This is a genomic window from Brevibacterium sp. R8603A2, assembly GCF_023072605.1.
Taxonomy (GTDB): Bacteria; Actinomycetota; Actinomycetes; order Actinomycetales; family Brevibacteriaceae; genus Brevibacterium; species Brevibacterium pityocampae.
This window is the reverse complement of sequence record NZ_JALLGN010000005.1, coordinates 24,740-39,314: the sequence shown is the minus strand read 5'-3', so window position 1 is coordinate 39,314 and position 14,575 is coordinate 24,740. Positions and strand designations below refer to the sequence as shown.

General features: G+C 66.9%; 18 protein-coding genes and 2 pseudogenes. 11 read left to right on the top strand and 9 right to left on the bottom strand.

Features of this window, described 5'->3' with window-relative positions:
- The first annotated feature begins 21 nt into the window (after positions 1–21).
- Both MTQ12_RS06130 and MTQ12_RS06125 read left to right on the top strand, forming a co-directional pair.
- A complete protein-coding gene (locus tag MTQ12_RS06130) occupies positions 22–267 on the top strand; it encodes a 2-dehydropantoate 2-reductase (RefSeq protein ID WP_247425437.1) in 246 nt (81 codons plus the stop codon).
- A gap of 69 nt (positions 268–336) precedes the next feature.
- On the top strand, positions 337–993 hold the full coding sequence (locus tag MTQ12_RS06125; protein WP_247425119.1) for a hypothetical protein: 657 nt from the start codon (positions 337–339) through the stop codon (positions 991–993).
- A 111-nt stretch (positions 994–1,104) separates the two neighbouring features.
- On the opposite strand, the gene MTQ12_RS06120 is transcribed toward MTQ12_RS06125, so the two are convergent.
- Genes MTQ12_RS06120 through MTQ12_RS06110 form a run of 3 tightly spaced genes read right to left on the bottom strand, consistent with a single transcriptional unit; the run spans position 1,105 to position 2,185 of the window.
- Complete coding sequence (locus MTQ12_RS06120) at positions 1,105–1,596, bottom strand: GNAT family N-acetyltransferase (RefSeq protein WP_247425116.1); 492 nt, start codon at positions 1,594–1,596, stop codon at positions 1,105–1,107.
- Positions 1,593–1,895 carry a HigA family addiction module antitoxin gene (locus MTQ12_RS06115; RefSeq protein WP_247425113.1) on the bottom strand — a complete coding sequence of 101 codons (303 nt, stop codon included), beginning with the start codon at positions 1,893–1,895 and terminating at the stop codon, positions 1,593–1,595. The genes MTQ12_RS06120 and MTQ12_RS06115 overlap by 4 nt, the downstream gene beginning before the upstream one ends.
- Before the next feature lie 8 nt (positions 1,896–1,903).
- A complete protein-coding gene (locus MTQ12_RS06110) occupies positions 1,904–2,185 on the bottom strand; it encodes a type II toxin-antitoxin system RelE/ParE family toxin (RefSeq protein WP_247425111.1) in 282 nt (93 codons plus the stop codon).
- Between the two features lie 347 nt (positions 2,186–2,532).
- On the opposite strand from MTQ12_RS06110, the gene MTQ12_RS06105 reads away from it, so the two are divergent.
- Positions 2,533–3,378 (top strand): chromosome condensation regulator, encoded by an 846-nt coding sequence (locus MTQ12_RS06105; protein ID WP_247425107.1) that lies wholly within the window; start codon positions 2,533–2,535, stop codon positions 3,376–3,378.
- A gap of 148 nt (positions 3,379–3,526) precedes the next feature.
- On the opposite strand, the gene MTQ12_RS06100 is transcribed toward MTQ12_RS06105, so the two are convergent.
- Genes MTQ12_RS06100 through MTQ12_RS06090 form a run of 3 tightly spaced genes read right to left on the bottom strand, consistent with a single transcriptional unit; the run spans position 3,527 to position 5,873 of the window.
- Positions 3,527–4,351 (bottom strand): SDR family NAD(P)-dependent oxidoreductase, encoded by an 825-nt coding sequence (locus tag MTQ12_RS06100; protein ID WP_247425103.1) that lies wholly within the window; start codon positions 4,349–4,351, stop codon positions 3,527–3,529.
- The gene (locus MTQ12_RS06095; protein WP_247425098.1) at positions 4,348–5,304 is read right to left on the bottom strand and encodes an SDR family NAD(P)-dependent oxidoreductase; all 957 of its coding nucleotides are present in this window, start codon (positions 5,302–5,304) and stop codon (positions 4,348–4,350) included. Before MTQ12_RS06095 ends, MTQ12_RS06100 begins: the two co-directional genes overlap by 4 nt.
- Positions 5,305–5,306: 2 nt before the next feature.
- The gene (locus tag MTQ12_RS06090; protein WP_247425095.1) at positions 5,307–5,873 is read right to left on the bottom strand and encodes a TetR/AcrR family transcriptional regulator; all 567 of its coding nucleotides are present in this window, start codon (positions 5,871–5,873) and stop codon (positions 5,307–5,309) included.
- 254 nt (positions 5,874–6,127) lie between these two features.
- On the opposite strand from MTQ12_RS06090, the gene MTQ12_RS06085 reads away from it, so the two are divergent.
- The 4 genes from MTQ12_RS06085 (at position 6,128) to MTQ12_RS06070 (ending at position 8,316) form a co-directional block, all read left to right on the top strand.
- On the top strand, positions 6,128–7,024 hold the full coding sequence (locus tag MTQ12_RS06085; RefSeq protein ID WP_247425091.1) for a recombinase family protein: 897 nt from the start codon (positions 6,128–6,130) through the stop codon (positions 7,022–7,024).
- Between the two features lie 201 nt (positions 7,025–7,225).
- Positions 7,226–7,672, top strand: a complete 447-nt coding sequence (locus MTQ12_RS06080; RefSeq protein ID WP_247425088.1) for a hypothetical protein — start codon at positions 7,226–7,228, stop codon at positions 7,670–7,672.
- Between the two features lie 232 nt (positions 7,673–7,904).
- Positions 7,905–8,177 carry a hypothetical protein gene (locus tag MTQ12_RS06075; RefSeq protein ID WP_247425084.1) on the top strand — a complete coding sequence of 91 codons (273 nt, stop codon included), beginning with the start codon at positions 7,905–7,907 and terminating at the stop codon, positions 8,175–8,177.
- Entirely contained in the window at positions 8,170–8,316 is a 147-nt protein-coding gene (locus MTQ12_RS06070) for a hypothetical protein (RefSeq protein ID WP_247425081.1), read from the top strand. The genes MTQ12_RS06075 and MTQ12_RS06070 overlap by 8 nt, the downstream gene beginning before the upstream one ends.
- Positions 8,317–8,674: 358 nt before the next feature.
- On the opposite strand, the pseudogene MTQ12_RS06065 reads toward MTQ12_RS06070, so the two are convergent.
- Positions 8,675–9,379 (bottom strand): annotated as a pseudogene (locus MTQ12_RS06065) (IS5 family transposase); the annotation flags it as partial.
- Positions 9,380–9,446: 67 nt separating this feature from the next.
- On the opposite strand from MTQ12_RS06065, the gene MTQ12_RS06060 reads away from it, so the two are divergent.
- A protein-coding gene (locus MTQ12_RS06060; RefSeq protein ID WP_247425079.1) for an IS3 family transposase occupies positions 9,447–10,711 on the top strand; the annotation gives its coding sequence in 2 pieces (ribosomal slippage) (positions 9,447–9,795 and positions 9,795–10,711; 1,266 coding nt in all).
- A gap of 34 nt (positions 10,712–10,745) precedes the next feature.
- Here MTQ12_RS06060 and MTQ12_RS06055 read toward each other — a convergent pair.
- Positions 10,746–10,937 (bottom strand): annotated as a pseudogene (locus MTQ12_RS06055) (transposase); the annotation flags it as partial.
- A 47-nt stretch (positions 10,938–10,984) separates the two neighbouring features.
- Positions 10,985–11,482 carry a TetR/AcrR family transcriptional regulator gene (locus MTQ12_RS06050; RefSeq protein WP_247425077.1) on the bottom strand — a complete coding sequence of 166 codons (498 nt, stop codon included), beginning with the start codon at positions 11,480–11,482 and terminating at the stop codon, positions 10,985–10,987.
- Between the two features lie 60 nt (positions 11,483–11,542).
- Here MTQ12_RS06050 and MTQ12_RS06045 point away from each other — a divergent pair, with 60 nt between their 5' ends.
- The 3 genes from MTQ12_RS06045 to MTQ12_RS06035 all read left to right on the top strand — a co-directional run bounded on the left by MTQ12_RS06045 (position 11,543) and on the right by MTQ12_RS06035 (position 14,463).
- On the top strand, positions 11,543–11,881 hold the full coding sequence (locus MTQ12_RS06045; protein WP_247425074.1) for a VOC family protein: 339 nt from the start codon (positions 11,543–11,545) through the stop codon (positions 11,879–11,881).
- A 54-nt stretch (positions 11,882–11,935) separates the two neighbouring features.
- Positions 11,936–12,427 (top strand): hypothetical protein, encoded by a 492-nt coding sequence (locus MTQ12_RS06040; protein WP_247425072.1) that lies wholly within the window; start codon positions 11,936–11,938, stop codon positions 12,425–12,427.
- A gap of 86 nt (positions 12,428–12,513) precedes the next feature.
- Complete coding sequence (locus tag MTQ12_RS06035; protein WP_247425070.1) at positions 12,514–14,463, top strand: ABC-F family ATP-binding cassette domain-containing protein; 1,950 nt, start codon at positions 12,514–12,516, stop codon at positions 14,461–14,463.
- Positions 14,464–14,575 lie beyond the last annotated feature (112 nt).

The window sequence follows — 14,575 nt, the reverse complement described above, 5'->3', positions numbered from 1 at the left end:
TTCTGTGTTCGTTCGAAATCGATGTCGTGCCAGAACAGAGTGAGACGATGCTGGCGTGAAGACGACTCCCGCTTCCGTCAGGAGGGAAGGCTCGCGACAGACATTTCGGTGCTCGGCGCTGGTGTGGTCGGCAGCTTCTACGGTGCGCTGCTCGCGCGTGCGGGACACGACGTCCGCCTCGTGGCTCGCGGTCCCCGGGCCGAACAGCTCCGAGAGCGGGCTGCGCGTGCACCTCGACGACGACCATATGCAGGTCAGGCCCGATGATGCGACCCACCTGGTTCGGGCTCCGTGCGACGTCCTGGTCTCCCCGTACGGGGAGACCAGCTCCGCCAGGTGCTCGACGACGTCGCCGCATGCAGCGCCGATCTGGTGCTGGTCTTCACCAACCCCCTCGAACTCCGCGAGGAGGCGGAGAACCGGATCGGGGCGGGACGCGCGGTGTGGTGCTTCTCCGGCATCGGCGGTGAGGTCGTCGATGGGACGGTCATCGCCCACCGAGTGCGGGAGCAGCCCACGGTCGTGCAGATGGGCGCACCCCTCAGCAGCCAGGCCGTGGACCTGTTGACGAGCGTCGATGCCCGGTTGCGTCGTGTGCCCGACATGGTGGGGTGGCTCGACACCCATGCCGTCTTCATCGCCGCCATGGCCGCCGTCATCCTCCACGAGGACACAGCGTCGATGCGCGCCTGCCCGCGCAGCGCGCGCCACCTCGTCACCGCGATGCGCGAGGGTTTCGCCGAGCTGGAAGCACGGGAAACGGTGGTGACGCCTGGAAACCTGCGCGCGATCTTCGGGCGGGTGCCTGTGCCGATCGCCGCCGCCTACTGGGCCATCCAGCTCTCGCGTCCGATGGTGACCGTCTCCATGGCACCCCACGTTCGCGCCACGCGCGACACCGAACAACGGGCAGTGGCTCGTCATGCACTGGCCCTGGTGGATCCGAGCGCGGCACATTACCGGCGCCTCGTTCAACCATTGGCCTGCTCGTAGGAGCGCTCCGATCGGCTGGAGTACTGGCGCTCGACGTTGAACCGGAACTCGACCGGGTTCTGTACAGGCCGAACACCAAGCAGACTGCACAATCAGGACATGCCCGGCACTTCAGTTCTGCATCAGGTCCTTGAAGTAGCGCGCGACGGGCCAACGCTGGAAGCCGGCCGCCTCATACGTTGACCGGCTGGGGGCATGTCCCGAGTCACCTCCCGTCTCGACCATCGCCATCCTGAGTCCGGCGTCCCGAATCCGCTCGAAAGAGCGATCCATCAGAGCGGTAGCAATGCCTTGGCGCTGATGGTCAGGATCGACAGCGAGGACGTACACCTCACCCATGTCGTCTTCCGGATGCAATCGAGTGCACACCCAACCGACGACCTGGCTGTCGATCACCGCAACGTCGATGCGCCCGGCCTCTCGGTCAAGGACCTTCGCCAGGTCCGCCTCCTGACGAATGCGCCAACCGCGTGGATAGAAGCACTCGTACACGAACGAGGACACTTCGCTTTCCAGCGCCGAGAAGACGGGCTCCCAAGAACGCAGCGACAGAGCCAGCAGAGTCGCCCTGTCCTCACTCCGGTAGGGGCGGACCTCAGTCACGAGGCTGCCTGGATCGGCGAGATCGCCGCGACCTGCTGCGCGACTCGGTCCTCCGCGAGCTCCAAATCGTAGCGCGACTGCAAGTTGAGCCAGAACTGAGGCTCCACCCCGAAGTAGCGGCCCAACCGCAGTGCCGTGTCAGCCGTGATCGCCCGCTTGCCGTGCACGATCTCGTTGATGCGGCGAGGCGGCACGCCGATGGACACTGCGAGCTTGTGCTGGGTGATGTCGAACCCCTCGATGAAGTCCTCCATGAGGATCTCGCCTGGAAGAATCGGCGGGTAGAGCTTCTCGGTCATGGTGCACCTCAGTGGTGGTCCTCGATGATCACATTCTCCGGGCCCGCGTCGGTCCACACGAAGCAGATGCGCCATTGGTCGTTGACCCGGATGCTGTGTTGGCCTTTACGTTCACCCTTCAATGCCTCGAGCCGGTTTCCTGGCGGAACCCGAAGTGAGTTGAGCGAGGTCGCAGCATCCAGTTGGCGCAGTTTCCTGTTCGCCGCCTTGTGGATCCGTGGATCGATTCTTCGCGCCGATTCACGAAGCCAGACCAGTTCCGTGTCACGGTCGCCGAAGCATCGGATCACGCGTCCAGCGTCTTACCCATAATGCAAGACGTCACTATCGTTAGACGTTAAACCGGAACTCGACCGCATTCCGTAGCCGAGTAACCTTTGGAGAGCTATGTCCATAGGTCGGTGCTCGCTCACCGTCCCTCCGGCGCTCCCATGTGGGAGATCGGGACGATCACAAGCTCTCGAACGACTGCGAGCACCAGAGCTGTCACTACGGTCGCGGGAGTGCTGGAGCTCGTCCGAGTTCCGAGGTCGGTAACCTTGCCACGTCGCGCTGGGGCCACGAGACGGGCGTTGCCGCGACGACTGGTATGACGGCCTACGATCAGGTGGCGACGAGAACCGCGGAGGAGGTCCACGTGCGCACCGTACTCGCGGCCGGGAACCGGCACTCAGTGCTGCGACGCGAGGACGGGACCGTGATTGCCACTGGCAACAATCAAGCCGGCGAGTGTGACGTCCTACCCTGGTCCGACGTCATCGCCGTAGCCGCTGGCAGCGTCCACACGGCCCGCAATACCGGCAAGTCTCACACAGTGGGGCTCCGAGCCGATGGGACTGCACTTGCTACCGGCTGGAGCGACGCCGGGCAGACCGCCGTCACGCAGTGGCGCGAGATCACGGCAATAGCCGCCGGCTGGAGGACCACCGTGGGGCTACGTGCCGACGGATCGGTCGTCGCCACCGGTCGCACCGCGGAAGGACAGTGTGACGTGCAGTTGTGGAGCGGGATCGTCGCGATCGCGTGCGGCGACTGGCACACAGTCGCAGTTCGACGCGACGGCACAGCCCTCGCAACTGGCAACAATCAGCGAGGGCAGACCGACGTCGCCCGGTGGACACACGTGTCCGGGGTCTCTGCCGGCTACCTGCACACCGTCGGCTTACACGAAGACGGCACCGTCGTCGCCGTCGGCGACGACAGCAGAGGCCAGTGCGAGGTGTCATCGTGGAGAAGCATCACCTCAGTGGCGGCCGGCTCCGTCCATACGCTCGCGCTGAGCCAGACCGGAAGGGTCTTCGGAACGGGCGACAACCAGTTCGGCCAGTGCGATGTCCAGTCATGGACCGGCATCACAGCGATCGCAGCCGGAGCGAGACACTCGCTTGGGCTGCGCGCCGACGGAACAGTCGTGGCTGCGGGCGACCACACCGAGCAGCAATGCAATGTCAACGCCTGGGCCACTCGACCACAGATGAACTGAAGTCCAGCGTGCCCGGTAGTCGGCCGTCGATCACACGTTGAACCTAAACTCCACCGCGTTCCGGTACGTACAACCATCTGGTTCCGATCAGGGATCAAGGTCACGGAGACCGCTCACTTGCAGCCGAGGGGTTGTGGGCGCATGCTCGTCACCAGTCGATGCTGAGCATGGCCGCGCTTCGCCGCCAGTGCTCAACCGCGATACCGGCGTCGTAGGCCTGCCTGTTCGTGCGGCCGATTCGGCCCGGTGCACCGTAGTACTCCCCCGATGTCCACGCCCGGCCCGGTTGACCCTCGATGAAGTGCCGCAGGCGTGCTCCTCCCTGCTCTGGGGAGATCAGGAACGCCCTGAGCGCGCCGTGGTAGACGCGTTGGAAGTAGCTGTCTGTGTCCGAGGCGAAGTTCGTCGCGACATTGCCAGGATGGAATGCGACTGAGGAGAGGCCTCGGCCGTGGAAGCGCTCGTGCAGTTCCTTGGTGAACAGGATGTTTGCGAGCTTGGCGTCGCCATAGGCCTTGTTCGGTGAGAACCCCGCCCAGTTGTTCAGGTCCTCGAGGTCGATGTGGCCGAACAGTCTCGCGCCGATGCTGGAGGTGTTGACCACGGCCGAGCGGCTGCCGATCAACTTGTCGATCAGCAGGTGCGTGAGGAGGTAAGGGGCGAGGTGATTGACCTGGAAGGTCTTCTCGAAGCCGTCCTGGGTGACTGTCGGTCCGGAGAACATGCCGCCCGCGTTGTTTGCCAGCACGTCGATCCGCTCGCAGACCTCATTCAGCTCGCCGGCGAGGCGGCGTACGTCGTCGAGCCTGGCGAAGTCGGCGACATAGTGCTCGGCACCGGTGGCGGCGGCGACCGAGCTGGTCTTCTCCGGCGAACGCCCTACGATGATCAGCCGTGCGCCGGTCTCCGCGAGCTGTCGGCTGGCTGCCGCGCCGATGCCGTCACTGGCTCCGGTGATGACGATCGTTCTCATCGGTTCTCCCTTCCTGGATTCGGGTCAGCAGCGGAGGGGAGGAACCGGGCTGTGAGCGCTTCGACCGCCTCCCAGGCTTCACGCTCGCGCTGCCGGTCATAGGACGCCGGCGATGATGCAGCCACTCGGTCGCGGTCGATGTACGCGCCGGTCGAGGCCGAGACGGTGCCGAGTACCGCGTCGGCCAGGAACCGCCCTGCCAGGCTGGGGGAGGTCGCCAGCGGAGTGAGCGTCAGCAGGGGCATGACCCGTCGCATGGCGAACCGGGAGATGGCATCGGCATCGCGTGCGAGGTCGGTGCCGGGCACGAAGCCCGGGTTGAACGAGGTGATCGTCAAGCCGGTCGGGAGTCGGCGCGCGTATTCGTGGACGAGGTAGATGGCGGCGAGCTTGCTGGTCGAGTAGGCGGCCCGCCCCGCTGTGCTGCCGCTCGGGTCGGGGAACGCTGCGGCCCGGGCCAGGGTCTCTACCGGGTGCCACTGCGGGCCCGGCACCATGCCGAGGTTGTGCCTCAGGTCGCCGAAGTGCGTGTCGCTGACCGTCACTACGACCCGCGCGCTGGGAGGCAGGTGCCCCTGGAGCCTCCGCAGCAGGACGTGGTTGGCCAGGACGTTGACCGCGAAGGTCGCCTCGAAGCCGTCCACGGTCTCGGTCAGTGCGTTCGTCAGCTGCACCCCGGCGTTGCAGACCAGCGCTCCGATCGGTGGCAGGCGGCCGGGATGCACCAGCTCCACCACCTCGTCAGCCGCCTCGCTCACGCTGCGCAGAGAGGACAGGTCGGCGCGGATGACAGTCACCGACCCGCCGGCTGCTCGCAACTCGTCGACCAGTGCCTGCGGGACGGTACGGCTCAGCAGCACCAGATGCGCCTGCGGGCGACCGGCGAGCAGGCGGCGCGCCGCCGTGCGGCCGATCCCGCGGCTCGCTCCGGTCATCACCACGGTCTGCTCCATCGTCATCGCCTCCGGGCCCTTCCGCCGGGACCCGGTTGGGCGGTGTCACCGGCGATGGCCTGGATCAGGAGTGTCACGTCGCTGCCCGGCAGAAGGTCGTCGTGTCCTGCGCCTTCCGCGAAAGCGACGCGGGCCAAGACCGTCCCCACGACCAGGTGCGCCGCGGATGCGGCATCGGCTCCCACGGCCTCGCCCCGTGCGGCAGCACGGTCGAAGATCGCCTCCAGGTGCTCCCGCGTCGGTTCGAGGATGCTGGCGTGCACGATCGCGGCGAGTTCTCGGTCATGCGCCGACTCGCCGACGAGCGCGACGAGTGTCGCGCCGATCCTGCCGGAGAGCACAGCACGCTTATGGGCCAGCAGCGCGCGCAGGTCTCCCTCCACTGTGCCGGTGTCGACGTCGTCCGCCTCGGCCTCGCCGATCTGACCAGCCGCGGCCAGCAGGAGCTCCCGCTTGGAGGGCCATCGGCGGTACAGCGTCGCTGTGGACACCCCGGCCCGCTTCGCGACCGCAGCGGTGGTCAGCCGGGCGTAGCCCTCGTCCGCGAGCAGAGACAGCACCGCCTCCATGATCGCCGGCGTCAGTTCAGCATTGACAGGGCGACCTGACGATCCTCCGAGTCCACCTGAGCCCTCTGTCATGACGATGCCCCGTCCTTTCGATACGAAATGGTTTCCTTTCATAAGGTACCCGCACTCGCCCTCCTACACAACCGAGCCCCGTGGATATTCGGTCCGCGATCCGCACGAAGGACGACCACAGACGTTAGACCGAAAATCCACCACGTTCCGTAGCCGAATAATCTCCGACGTAGGCTGACCCCATGAGCACCGAGCCGCGACGGGCCGCCGTCTACCCGCGGATTTCTCAGGATCGCGAGAACCGTCGCCTGGGTGTGGACCGCCACAGGGAGGACGACGAGGCGCTCATCAAGGCTAGAGGGTGGACTCCAGCAGGGGTCTACGAGGACAACGACTTCTCCGGCACGGGCACGAAGCGCCCCGCCTTCGAACGCCTGCTCGCCGACATCGAGCGAGGGTTGATCGACGTCGTCGTCGCACAGGAATGGCCCCGCCTGGAACGGAACCGTGCGGACGGGGTGCGCGTCATCGAGACAGCGCAGCGTCACGAGATACTCCTGACCTTTGTCAAGGGCTCCGACATCGACTGCACCACCGCGGCGGGGCGCCTCAGCGCAGACCTCTTCTCAGCGATCGCACGCAGCGAGATCGCGGTCAAAGGCGAAAGACAAAGTCGTGCCCAACGGCAGCGTGCAGAGCAGGGACGTCCCCCGAAAGGGGTACGCCCACTTGGCTACACCCTCAAGGGAGAGGTCATCGCCCATGAGGCGCAGGCAGTCGCGGCCATCTATCAGGCATTCACTGCCGGAGCCTCCCTACGAGCGATCGCAGCGGCGCTCTCCGGCAAGACCGGCCCCGACATCTCCAGCGTGCCGCCACTCCCCCGCCACGCCCGAACCCTCGCTCTAGAGCGCAATGAGAAGCGAGCCGCGGACGGACTGCCTCCACGACCCGTACCAGATGATGGAGACTGGCCCCCATCGACCATCCTCGGGATCCTTCGAAACGCGCGATATGCCGGCTACTCGACGTACTCGCCGGCCTCTGTGAAGCCCGACGGCGGGAAGCGACGCTCATGGCGCGGCACCATCTTGCGCACCGACACTGGCGAGCCCGTGCGCAGTCAGTGGGACCCCTGAGTCCCAGAGGCCACCTGGTGGGCAGTTCAAGACCGTCTCGACGATCCAAGCCGGGTGACGAACCGAGCCGGCACTGACCGCCGCCACCTCGGGTCGGGCCTGTACCTCTGCGGCTGGGAAGACCCGGCCACCGGGGAGGTATGCGGCAAGCCAATGCGTGCACACGGCCTGCGATACCGGTGCGAGGGCCATGTGATGCGGTTGCGCGAGCACATCAATACGTATGTCGTCGAGACGATCCGCGCGCGCCTTGCACGACCGGACCTCAGTGGCGTCGTCGCAACGCCGGACAACCCGCGCCTTCGGGGCATCTCCGACGAGATCACGATGCATCGGGGCCGGATCGCCAGAGCGCAGTCCGACTACGACGCGGAGATCATCGAGGGGCGCGACCTCAAGCGCATCCGCGACAAAGCCGAGGCGGCCATCGCCGCGCTCGACGCCGAGAGGTCCCGTCTATCAGCGGGGACCGGACTCAGCACCGTCCTTGACGCAACCGATCCAGTTGCGGCATTTGATGATGCCGACCTTGGCACTCGACGATCGGTGATTCGAGCACTTTGCACGGTGCACGTACACGCGCACCCTCGAGGGCGGAAGGGATTCAATCCCAGCACCGTGACGATCACACCGAGAGCGCAGGCCTGATACCGAGGAGCCTCACCCGAGCTTCAGCTGCGACACGCAACGGCGCGTGCCGCGTATATTTTTGCGCTTCATTGGAGCCGTAAAAGCCCTGGTGAATTCGAAAGTAACACACCCCAACACCGACGAAAGCAAGCCTCTGACCAGGAGTGATGCTTGCTCCACCCCTCGGGACGAGGTAACCTGAGAGGGCAAGAAGGAGAGAGCTTGCAGGCCCTCTGGGCCTGCATGAAACATGCCCTATGCCTCTATTTCAACAGAGGCGGAAAGTGCACATCTCATGTCTTCTCCTTCTTCTCGAATCGCGCAGTCAAAACTCGCAAATGCCGTAAAGAACGGCGACAGCGAGTCGACAGTCAAGACTCTGCGCATCAAGTTCGCAGTAGCACGCGCGATCGACGCAGTTGATGCGATTCCAGGCGACCTGGACCATGAGAGTCATGCCGCGCTCATCAGCGCGATTGACGAGAAAGCCCTCACCGCATCGAAGCGTGGCCGACATGGATGAGCAGAGCCGAACCGCCATCCGCAAAGCGGCCGAGGCCGAGGCAGCGACCTGGCCGGAGCTAAACGACGACCAGCTTCAGGAGCTGCGCGCGCTGCTCTCCCAGGCCGCCGTGACCCGCGAGCGGCAGGTGGCGGCATGACTCCAAGGCATTCCCTTCTGAGGGCGCTCCTCCCCATCGACGACGGTGAGAGTGAGTGACGTGACGAAGCAACGCGCACGGGGCGTAGACCTGATTCGCGACGGAGTAAGCAAGGAACGTTTGAAGCAGGGCGGCAGCCGCTCCGTATTCAGCGCCTTGATCTCCACTGCGATGTCCTGGCAGAACCGCGGCTGGACGTACGACATGTGGGTCTCCACCCTACGAGAGCCGCAGAGCCTGCTCTTCCGACAGGTCCAGCTCGACCATCGAAAGATGCCGCGAACTGCACGCGCCGTCACCGCTGATCTACAGAGCGCCTGGACGAAGGCGGAGCGCTACATCGCGGAAAGGCCTTCGTCTAGGGTGTGTCTGACAAAGCCCGAGCCCAGGCGACGGCGGCATGGATGAGGACGGCGGCGCGGTAGACGATCGCGTGTTTGTCGTAGCGGGTGGCGAGGCCGCGCCATTGCTTGGTATGGCAGAAGCGGCGCTCGATCACGTTGCGGTTTCTATAATCGGTGACGTCGAGTCCGACGGGCCTGCCGCCGTGTGAGCCGCGCCTCCTGCGGTGCCCCTGCTGGTCGCGCGGTTCCGGGATCACGGCCTTGATGCCGCGTCCGCGCAGGTGCGAGCGGATCGCGCGTGACGAGTATGCTCTATCGCCGCGAATTGCGTCCGGCCGGGTGCGGGGCCGGCCATTATCACGCTTCACGCGTAGCTGCTCGAGCAGGGGAAGTAGCATCGGCGAGTCGCCGGCCTGCCCCGGAGTGATCAGCGTCACCAGCGGCAGCCCGTTGCCATCGACGAGCTGATGGATCTTCGTGGACAGGCCTCCTCGTGAGCGGCCGATGCCGTGATCAGGCGGCTCGACGGCCGGAATTGTGTAATTCGATCCAGCCCCCGTGAGACGGGTGGTGTTCGTCGCGTGCTGATGCGCGCGAGCGATTGTCGAATCCACCGATACCGACCAATCGACCAAGCCCTCAGCATCGGCCTGCGCGATCAGCGCGGACACGATCGTGTCCCAGACTCCCTCCGCAGCGAGGCGGTGATGCCAGGTCCACGGGGCCTGACCCTTGTTCGTGGACACGCTGATTCCAGCATTGGCTGGGGAAGCGAGATTATGAACCATGGCCAGAAAGAACTACTCCGAGGAGTTCCGCCGGCAGGCGGTCGACCTGTATGAGTCGACTCCGGGAGCGACGCTCCGCGGTATCGCGGAGGACCTCGGGATCGTCCGGGGAACGCTGCGGCAGTGGCTGGAGACTCACGGGACCGGGAAGAAAACGGCGGCTGACGGCACGCTGACAGACAGCCCGTTGCGGTCCGCGCCGACGGCTTCCACATCGGATCCTGATGAGCCGCTCGAGCAGCGCGTGGCACGGCTGGAGGCGGAGAACGCCCAGCTGAGAGCCGAGACGACGAAGCTCACCACAGAGCGGGAGATCCTCCAGAAGGCCGCGAAGTATTTCGCCGGGGAGACGCGCTGGTGAGTCGCTTCCAGTTCGTCGCCGAGAACTCCACCACCTACCCGGTGAAGCGACTGTGCGAGCTCGTCGAGATCGAGCGCTCCTCCTACTACGCCTGGCAGACAGGCACCCCAGCTCGGTCCGCGCGGGCCGCTTCCGATGGCGAGCTGCTCGAGCGGATCCGCATCATCCACGCGGAGGACGATGCCCAAGGCGTCCCGCGGATCACGGCCGAGCTCAACGACGGGGCCGCGCCCGAGGACCGCGTCAACCACAAGCGGGTCGCCCGCGTGATGCGGGAGGCCGGACTCAGCGGGTACGTCAAGAAGCGCAAGCACCGCACGACGGTGCCCGAACCGGCCGACCAGGTCGTTCCTGACCTGCTGAAACGGGATTTCACCGCCGAGGCGCCGAACCAGCGCTACGTCGGCGACATCACCTACCTGCCGCTGTCCGAGGCCAGTGGCGGCGGGAACCTATATCTGGCGACCGTGATCGACTGCTACAGCCGCCGTCTGGTGGGATGGGCCATCGCCGATCACATGCGCACCGACCTCGTCGCCGACGCGCTCAAGGCCGCCGCCGCGACCCGTGGATCTCTGGCAGGAGCGATCTTCCACAGCGACCACGGGTCGGTCTACACCTCCAAAGCCTACGCCGAGCTCTGCCAGCAACTCGGCGTCATCCAGTCGATGGGAGCCGTCGGCACCAGCGCCGACAACGCGATGGCAGAGTCATTCAACGCGACGCTGAAGCGCGAGGTTCTCCGGGACGCCGCGTGCTTCACCGACGAGCTGTCCTGCCGCCGCAAGATGTTCCGATGGCTGACCCGCTACAACACCAAGCGCCGCCATTCCTGGTGCCGCTACCTCTCCCCGAACGCCTACGAGCGCGCCTACACCGCTACGCTGGCGCTCGCAGCGTAAACAACCCCCGTGTCCAAGAACCGGGGGTAGGCCCCCACACCGTCTGCCACGGCCCGAATACCTCGGGCAAGTCTCGCCACGCGATCCCGCACCGATACCGGTAGATGATGCCCTCGACCATCGACCTTGCATCCGAGAATCTCCGCCCTGGACTGCCCGTCGGCTTCGGCAACATCGGCTCGATCAACGACCATTGAGCATCCGAGAGCGACTGAAACCGTGACACGTGTTCAAGGCTCTCAGTCCGCAGACGCACCCTCGGTCAGCCGCGCCCTAGTAGTTCAGCGCCGACAGCGCATCCCTGGCATCGTTCACGGATACGCCACCAGCCACCGCGAGCAATGCCGCCCGCCAGCCAGCCGCGAGCACCTGACCCACCGGCTCCTTGCGCGGCGCAAGGAGCCGGTGGAGCATTTCCACCAGCAGATCGTCTTCAGCGCCGAGAGGCGGCTGGGCGAGCAGGTGTAGGAATCCTTGCCCGGTTGCGAAATCGAACCCGACCTGCAGCGCGGCACGCACCGCGTGCTGCCTCGCGAACTCGGCAGCGCCCTCCATGCGGTCGATCAGCCTTCGTTCGACGTCGCGCCGAACGAAGGCGTACAGGCCGAGCTTGCTGCCGAAGTGATGGTAGATCGCTCCGGTGGTCACGTCGGCCGCGGCGGCGAGCTCACCGACCGTCACTTCGCCAAAGGGGCGTGCGCCGAACTCTTTGACCGCCGCGAGCGCCAGACGCCCCTTCGGCGAAGTTGAGATCGGAATCCACTCGCGCATAACCACATAATGCCATTATGCTCTGAGGAAAAGCCGCTACGACGCGAAAGTGATGGACCCATGAAGCTCGAACTCCTCTTCTTGCCGACCACCGACCTTGACGCCACGCTCGCGACTTATCGCGATCTCGGATTCGAGGAGGTCTGGCGCGAAGGCGACAGCACCGCCGCCATCACTCTTCCCGGAGGCAAAGTGCAGATCATGCTCGACTCGAACGATCCGACCGCAGTCGCAGGGCCGATGCTCGTGGTGGACAACGTGCAGACGTTCCATGACGCCCGACCGGCGGCGCTCGAAGTCCTGCAAGCACCCGCAGAGATCCCCGACGGGTTCATGGCGACTTACCGCGACGCGGGCGGCACCACCATCTACGTACTCGACCAATCGACCGCGGGCTGAATCCTCTACCGCGCCGCCGTCCTCATCCACGCTGCTATCGCTTGGGCCCGGGCTTTGTCAGACACGCCCTACCTCACCCCGTACCTGCTGGAGCCCGTCGGCGCGACCGGTGACACCGTCACCCTCGTCCTCTTCCTCTTCGGTCTCGCAAGCCTGATCGGCACCCAGCTGGGCGGTGCGAACACAGATAGGCGCGGGCACCACGTCGCACTTGTCGTCACCAAGTCCGTCCACGTCCTGGCGCTCCTCGCCCTGCCCCTGTTCGCGGGAGCCGTTGGCGGGAGCATCGCCATCCTCATCATCTGGAGCCTCGCAGCCTGGGGCAGTGCCGCACCGCAGCAGATGCGCGTCTCCTCACTCGAGCCGTCTGCAGCGCCGATGCTCATCGGTCTCAACCAGTCGACGATGCAGCTGGGGATCGCGATGGGTGCGGGCGGCGGCGGAGCCCTCGTCGCCATGTTCGGCGTCGGGATACTGCCGTGGATCGCGGCAGCCGCCGTCCTCGCGTCTCTGATCCTGACGATCGCCGCTGCCCGCCGTGTATGATGTTGCGCGTGAAGAAGTGACCTCGTTCCCCTCCTGCGACTGCGGCGCTGCCCCGCGGGAGTCCGACCGAACTCGAGGACACCCCTGTGCCCGCTTCTTCCATCCCCTCCCCTGCCCCGCACTCCGCCGCGCAGTCCCCTGCTGCGACTGCGCCGTCCGATGCTGCGACCGCACCCGCGCCCACCGCACCCACCGGGGCACCCTCCGCCGCCCACCTGCGCGCCGACGGGATCTCCCTCTCCTACGGCGCCCGCCGCGTCCTCACCGACGTCTCCCTCACCGTCTCCGCCGGCGAGCGCGCGGGCCTCATCGGCGAGAACGGCTCCGGGAAGTCCACCCTCCTGCGCATCCTCGCCGGCCTCCAGGAGCCGGATGTGGGCACGGTGCGGGCGACTGCTCCGGGCGGCCGGGTCCCCCGTGTCGGGCTCCTCCACCAGGAGCCGCCGTTCCCGCCCACGGACACGGTCGCCCAGGCGCTCGAGTCCGCCGTCGCACCGATCCGTCAGGCGGAGCACGACCTCAACCGGGCGGCCTCCGCACTGGCGGACTCCCCTCAGGACGACTCCACCCTCCACGCCTACACCCGCGCCCTCGAGACCGCTCAGGACCTGCGCGTCTGGGAGATCGACTCCCGCATCGAATCGCTCCTGGCCGGACTGGGCCTGGCCGACCTGCCCCGCGACCGCCTCACGCGGGAGCTCTCCGGCGGGCAGGCCTCGCGCCTGTCGCTGGCGTGGCTGCTGCTCTCCGCCCCGGATGTCCTGCTCCTGGACGAGCCCACCAACCACCTGGACGATTCCGCGACCGCGCACCTGCGCGACGTCCTCTCCTCCTGGCCCGGTCCCGTGCTGCTGACCAGCCACGACCGGGCGTTCCTTGACGAGGCGGTCACAGCGCTGCTCGACCTCGATCCGGCACCGATCCCGCACGCGGTCGCGGGCGACCTCATCGAGGACGGCACAGGGACGGGGATCGGCCTGACCCGCTTCAGCGGTGCCTACACGGACTATCTGCGCGCCCGCCGCGACGAGCGCGCCCGGTGGGAGCGCCAGTACCGGGACGAGCAGGAGGAGCTGACCCGCCTGCGCAGGTCCGTGGGCGAGAACCAGACTGTCGGCCATCACGATTGGAAGCCCCGCACCGAGTCGCGGATGGCCCAGAAGTTCTACGCCGACCGCAACGCGAAGGTCGTCTCCCGCCGCGTCAAAGACGCCCGCAACCGCCTCGCGGACCTGGACGAGCACCAGATCCGCAAGCCCCCGCAGGAGCTGCGGTTCGCGGGCTTCCAGCCCGGCACAGCAGACACCTCCGCCGAGGCCGCCCGGGCCGACGCCGGCCCACCCGCCGCCGAGGCCACCCGGACCACCGCTGCCGGCCCACCCGCCGCCGCGGCCGGGACCGCCGGGAGCGGTCGCGCGTCCGCCGACGCACCCGCCGGCACGGGAGGACAGGCGACCAGCACTGCGACCGTCCTCACGGCCTCGGGAGCGGGGGTGAAGGGCAGGCTCGCTCCCACTGATCTGCTGGTGCGCGCGGGCGAGAAGTGGCTCATCACCGGCGCCAACGGGGCCGGGAAGTCGACGCTGCTGCATGTGCTAGCGGACAGGCTGGAACCCACGAGCGGGCACGTCGAGCGCGCCCCGGGGCTGCGCATCGGGCTGCTCTCGCAGGAGGTCGACCTGCCCGACCCAGGCAAGCGTGGCCCGCAGCGCACGGTCGCGCAGGCGTACGAGGACCTCGTGGGCATCGCGCGCGCCCAGCGGACTCCGGTGACGGACTTCGGTCTGCTGGCCGGGCGCGATCTGCACCGGCCGGTCGCCAGTCTGAGCGTGGGCCTGCAGCGGCGCCTCGAACTGGCCGTCGTGCTGGCGAACACCCCGGAAATCCTGTTGCTGGACGAGCCCACGAACCACCTGTCCCTCCTCCTCGTCACCCAACTGGAGGCCGCGATCCACGAACACGCCGGCACCGTCCTCGTCGCCTCGCACGACCGCTGGCTGCGACGCGGCTGGACCGGCGAGACCCTGCACCTGTGACCCGCCCCGCCCACGGCCCAGGCGGCGACATTCGGCGGGACGCGTGACCTCCGTGCCCGGACCGGGCCAAAGCCGGCCGGTAGGCTGACGGCACGTCCTTCTCGTGCACGCC

What these genes read in the sequence shown, in the direction of transcription:
- MTQ12_RS06130 (WP_247425437.1), top strand. Translation starts at nt 22, where the DNA reads ATGTCGTGCCAGAACAGAGTGAGACGATGCTGGCGTGAAGACGACTCC.
- MTQ12_RS06115 (WP_247425113.1), bottom strand. Translation starts at nt 1,895, where the DNA reads ATGACCGAGAAGCTCTACCCGCCGATTCTTCCAGGCGAGATCCTCATG.
- MTQ12_RS06100 (WP_247425103.1), bottom strand. Translation starts at nt 4,351, where the DNA reads ATGAGAACGATCGTCATCACCGGAGCCAGTGACGGCATCGGCGCGGCA.
- MTQ12_RS06095 (WP_247425098.1), bottom strand. Translation starts at nt 5,304, where the DNA reads ATGGAGCAGACCGTGGTGATGACCGGAGCGAGCCGCGGGATCGGCCGC.
- MTQ12_RS06090 (WP_247425095.1), bottom strand. Translation starts at nt 5,873, where the DNA reads ATGGAGGCGGTGCTGTCTCTGCTCGCGGACGAGGGCTACGCCCGGCTG.
- MTQ12_RS06085 (WP_247425091.1), top strand. Translation starts at nt 6,128, where the DNA reads ATGAGCACCGAGCCGCGACGGGCCGCCGTCTACCCGCGGATTTCTCAG.
- MTQ12_RS06075 (WP_247425084.1), top strand. Translation starts at nt 7,905, where the DNA reads ATGCCCTATGCCTCTATTTCAACAGAGGCGGAAAGTGCACATCTCATG.
- MTQ12_RS06070 (WP_247425081.1), top strand. Translation starts at nt 8,170, where the DNA reads ATGGATGAGCAGAGCCGAACCGCCATCCGCAAAGCGGCCGAGGCCGAG.
- MTQ12_RS06050 (WP_247425077.1), bottom strand. Translation starts at nt 11,482, where the DNA reads ATGCGCGAGTGGATTCCGATCTCAACTTCGCCGAAGGGGCGTCTGGCG.
- MTQ12_RS06045 (WP_247425074.1), top strand. Translation starts at nt 11,543, where the DNA reads ATGAAGCTCGAACTCCTCTTCTTGCCGACCACCGACCTTGACGCCACG.